The sequence below is a fragment of the Sphingobacterium sp. xlx-96 genome (assembly GCF_011007365.1).
GTDB lineage: Bacteria > Bacteroidota > Bacteroidia > Sphingobacteriales > Sphingobacteriaceae > Sphingobacterium > Sphingobacterium luzhongxinii.
The window spans coordinates 1-5,003 of sequence record NZ_WFKM01000018.1 but is presented as its reverse complement, the minus strand read 5'-3'; the positions used below and the strand labels follow the sequence as shown (position 1 = coordinate 5,003).

General features: G+C 50.2%; 2 tRNA genes and 2 rRNA genes. All 4 read left to right on the top strand.

What is annotated here, in order from left to right:
• Positions 1–87 precede the first annotated feature (87 nt).
• The 4 genes from G7B20_RS19260 to G7B20_RS19245 all read left to right on the top strand — a co-directional run bounded on the left by G7B20_RS19260 (position 88) and on the right by G7B20_RS19245 (position 4,947).
• Positions 88–1,615, top strand: a 16S ribosomal RNA gene (locus tag G7B20_RS19260).
• 111 nt (positions 1,616–1,726) lie between these two features.
• Positions 1,727–1,800: transfer RNA gene (locus G7B20_RS19255), tRNA-Ile, on the top strand.
• A gap of 9 nt (positions 1,801–1,809) precedes the next feature.
• Positions 1,810–1,883 (top strand) — tRNA-Ala (locus tag G7B20_RS19250).
• 183 nt (positions 1,884–2,066) lie between these two features.
• Positions 2,067–4,947: ribosomal RNA gene (locus G7B20_RS19245) — 23S ribosomal RNA — on the top strand.
• Together the 16S and 23S rRNA genes with 2 tRNA genes alongside form the textbook arrangement of a ribosomal RNA operon.
• Positions 4,948–5,003 lie beyond the last annotated feature (56 nt).

Below are 5,003 nucleotides of genomic sequence, written 5' to 3'. Positions count from 1 at the left end.
AAAAATCAGCCATTTGGTCCTAGAATCAGAAATTATAATAAAGACAATTCTATTTTCATAAATAGTCTTGGTCTTACACTTCATTTTACAATGGAGAGTTTGATCCTGGCTCAGGATGAACGCTAGCGGCAGGCCTAATACATGCAAGTCGAACGGGATCCATTTGTAGCTTGCTACTGATGGTGAGAGTGGCGCACGGGTGCGTAACGCGTGAGCAACCTGCCCATATCAGGGGTATAGCCCGGAGAAATCCGGATTAACACCGCATGAGATTACAGTTCCGCATGGGGCAGTAATTAAATATTTATAGGATATGGATGGGCTCGCGTGACATTAGCTAGTTGGTAGGGTAACGGCTTACCAAGGCTACGATGTCTAGGGGCTCTGAGAGGAGAATCCCCCACACTGGTACTGAGACACGGACCAGACTCCTACGGGAGGCAGCAGTAAGGAATATTGGTCAATGGAGGGAACTCTGAACCAGCCATGCCGCGTGCAGGACGACTGCCCTATGGGTTGTAAACTGCTTTTGTCAGGGAATAAACCTTTCTACGTGTAGGAAGCTGAATGTACCTGAAGAATAAGGATCGGCTAACTCCGTGCCAGCAGCCGCGGTAATACGGAGGATCCGAGCGTTATCCGGATTTATTGGGTTTAAAGGGTGCGTAGGCGGCCCATTAAGTCAGGGGTGAAATACGGCAGCTCAACTGTCGCAGTGCCTTTGATACTGATGGGCTTGAATGTGGTTGAAGATGGCGGAATGAGACAAGTAGCGGTGAAATGCATAGATATGTCTCAGAACTCCGATTGCGAAGGCAGCTATCTAAGCCATTATTGACGCTGATGCACGAAAGCGTGGGGATCAAACAGGATTAGATACCCTGGTAGTCCACGCCCTAAACGATGATAACTCGATGTTAGCGATACACCGTTAGCGTCTTAGCGAAAGCGTTAAGTTATCCACCTGGGGAGTACGCCCGCAAGGGTGAAACTCAAAGGAATTGACGGGGGCCCGCACAAGCGGAGGAGCATGTGGTTTAATTCGATGATACGCGAGGAACCTTACCCGGGCTTGAAAGTTAGTGAATGGGACAGAGACGTCCCAGTCCTTCGGGACACGAAACTAGGTGCTGCATGGCTGTCGTCAGCTCGTGCCGTGAGGTGTTGGGTTAAGTCCCGCAACGAGCGCAACCCCTATGTTTAGTTGCCAGCATGTAATGATGGGGACTCTAAACAGACTGCCTGCGTAAGCAGTGAGGAAGGTGGGGACGACGTCAAGTCATCATGGCCCTTACGTCCGGGGCTACACACGTGCTACAATGGATGGTACAGCGGGCAGCTACACAGCAATGTGATGCCAATCTCGAAAAGCCATTCACAGTTCGGATCGGGGTCTGCAACTCGACCCCGTGAAGTTGGATTCGCTAGTAATCGCGTATCAGCAATGACGCGGTGAATACGTTCCCGGGCCTTGTACACACCGCCCGTCAAGCCATGAAAGTTGGGGGTGCCTAAAGCATGTAACCGCAAGGAGCGTGTCAGGGCAAAACCGATAATTGGGGCTAAGTCGTAACAAGGTAGCCGTACCGGAAGGTGCGGCTGGAATACCTCCTTTCTAGAGCATTCGGGACCGGATCTCGTTACGTACACACATGATTATTAACAGAAAGTAAGAAGACAGTACCCACCCCGGTGGAGTGCCGAGAGAGATAGAGATATACAAGCTAGTCCCGTAGCTCAGTTGGTTAGAGCACTACACTGATAATGTAGGGGTCAGCAGTTCAAATCTGCTCGGGACTACGATATTTCGGGGAATTAGCTCAGCTGGCTAGAGCACCTGCCTTGCACGCAGGGGGTCAACGGTTCGAATCCGTTATTCTCCACGATTTTCAGCATATAGCGTATAGCTTTTAGCGAATAGCCAAAAGCCATTAGCGATGTGCCTGGGAAAAAGAGTTCTTTGACATATTGAAAGAAAAAAAACACAAGAGAAGACAATAGGGATGAAAGTGCGCAGGCACGATTAGTCAAAGCATCTCCATAGTAGCAAAAGGGCTATGCGAGAGAAGAAAGTAAATAAGGGCACACGGGGGATGTCTAGGCTCTCAGAGGCGATGAAGGACGTGATAAGCTGCGATAAGCCACGGGGATCAGCAAATGTGACTTGATCCGTGGATTTCCGAATGGGGCAACCTGGCTGTTTGAAGAACAGTCGTATAATACGCGAACGCGCCGAACTGAAACATCTAAGTAAGCGTAGGAGGAGAAAATAACAATGATTTCGTAAGTAGTGGCGAGCGAACACGAAAGAGCCCAAACCCAATATGTTACGGCATACTGGGGGTTGTAGGACCACGACATTGCATTGTCGCTATGAACTGGAAGCAGGTGGGAAACTGCGCGATATGGGTGACAGCCCCGTACAGGTAAAGAATGACAGCATAGTGGTATCCTGAGTAGGGCGGGACCGGAGGAATCCTGCTTGAATCTGCCAGCACCATCTGGTAAGGCTAAATACTCCTGAGAGACCGATAGTGGACCAGTACCGTGAGGGAAAGATGAAAAGAACCCCGAACAGGGGAGTGAAAAGAACCTGAAACCGTGTGCTTACAAGCGGTTGGAGCAGAGCGATTCTGTGACAGCGTGCCTTTTGCATAATGAGCCTACGAGTTACTCTTTACTGGCAAGGTTAAGTGGTTCAGCCACGCAGCCGCAGCGAAAGCGAGTCTGAACAGGGCGTATAGTCAGTAGAGGTAGACGCGAAACCTTGTGATCTACCCTTGGGCAGGTTGAAGCTGTGGTAACACACAGTGGAGGACCGAACCGATAAACGTTGAAAAGTTTCCGGATGACCTGAGGGTAGGGGTGAAAGGCCAATCAAACTGGGAAATAGCTCGTACTCCCCGAAATGTTTTTAGGAACAGCGTCGATGTAGAGTTTAATAGAGGTAGAGCTACCGATTGGGTGCGGGGGAGTCAAATCCTACCAAATCCAGACGAACTCCGAATGCTATTAAATATAATCGGCAGTGAGGCTTTGGGTGCTAAGGTCCAAGGCCGAGAGGGAAAGAACCCAGACCATCAGCTAAGGTCCCCAAATGTAGTCTAAGTTGAACTAACGAGGTCCGGTTGCCCAGACAGCTAGGATGTTGGCTTGGAAGCAGCCATTCATTTAAAGAGTGCGTAACAGCTCACTAGTCGAGCGACCGGGCGTGGATAATAAACGGGCATCAAGATTACTACCGAAGCTATGGATTTGCATGTAAATGCATCTGGTAGGGGAGCATTCTATCGTCGGAGAAGCACTATGGTGATGTAGTGTGGAGATTATAGAAAAGCAAATGTAGGCATAAGTAACGATAAGGCGGGTGAGAAACCCGCCCACCGAAAGACTAAGGTTTCCTGATCAACGCTAATCGGATCAGGGTTAGTCGGGACCTAAGGCGCATCCGAACGGAGCAAGCCGATGGACAATGGGTTAATATTCCCATACTTTTCTTTACTGCGATGTGGTGACGGAGTAGTGACACTGCCGCGGACTGACGGAATAGTCCGTTAAAAGGCGTAGGTATAGGGACGGTAGGCAAATCCGCCGACCCTGCTGAAACCCAATAGTACTGCAAAGCTTCGGCGGCGCAGATAGAGCAGGTAATCAGACTTCCAAGAAAACCCGCTAAGCTTCAGGTAAAGAAAACCCGTACCGTAAACCGACACAGGTAGTCGAGGAGAGAATCCTAAGGTGCTCGAGTGAGTCATGGCTAAGGAACTCGGCAAAATGGCCCTGTAACTTCGGGAGAAGGGGCGCTGTCTCTGAGAGGAGCAGCCGCAGTGAAAAGGCCCAGGCGACTGTTTAGCAAAAACATATGGCTTTGCAAAATCGAAAGATGAGGTATAAGGCCTGACACCTGCCCGGTGCTGGAAGGTTAAGAGGGGATGTCATCGCAAGAGAAGCATTGAATCGAAGCCCCAGTAAACGGCGGCCGTAACTATAACGGTCCTAAGGTAGCGAAATTCCTTGTCGGGTAAGTTCCGACCTGCACGAATGGTGTAACGATCTGGGCGCTGTCTCAGCCATGAGCTCGGTGAAATTGTGGTATCGGTGAAGACGCCGATTACCCGCAACGGGACGGAAAGACCCCATGCACCTTCACTATAGCTTAACATTGAAATTGGGTACAGGATGTGTAGGATAGGCGGGAGATGTTGAAGTGGCTTCGCCAGGAGTCATGGAATCAACCTTGAAATACCGCCCTTTCTGTATTCGGTTTCTAACTCGATCATGTCGAGGACATTGTTTGGTGGGTAGTTTGACTGGGGTGGTCGCCTCCAAAAAGGTAACGGAGGCTTTCAAAGGTAAGCTCAGTACGCTTGGTAACCGTACGAGGAGTGCAATGGCATAAGCTTGCTTGACTGTGAGGCCTACAAGCCGAGCAGGGTCGAAAGACGGACATAGTGATCCGGTGGTTCTGTATGGAAGGGCCATCGCTCAAAGGATAAAAGGTACGCTGGGGATAACAGGCTGATCTCCCCCAAGAGCTCATATCGACGGGGAGGTTTGGCACCTCGATGTCGGCTCGTCACATCCTGGGGCTGGAGAAGGTCCCAAGGGTTGGGCTGTTCGCCCATTAAAGTGGCACGCGAGCTGGGTTCAGAACGTCGCGAGACAGTTCGGTCCCTATCTGTTGTGGGCGTTGGAAGTTTGAGTGGATCTGTCCTTAGTACGAGAGGACCGGGATGGACTGACCGCTGGTGAACCAGTTATGCCGCCAGGTGTACGGCTGGGTAGCTACGTCGGGAATAGATAAGCGCTGAAAGCATCTAAGTGCGAAACTAGCCACGAGATGAGACTTCCTTACAGGGTCGTTGTAGATGACAACGTTGATAGGCTATAGGTGTAAAGGTTGAGAGACCAAAGCCGAGTAGTACTAATAGCCCGAAGCTTTCCAGGCAGATAGACCTGTTGTCTTCTCTGACTGTTCTTTTTCTTTCAATAACATGTCAATC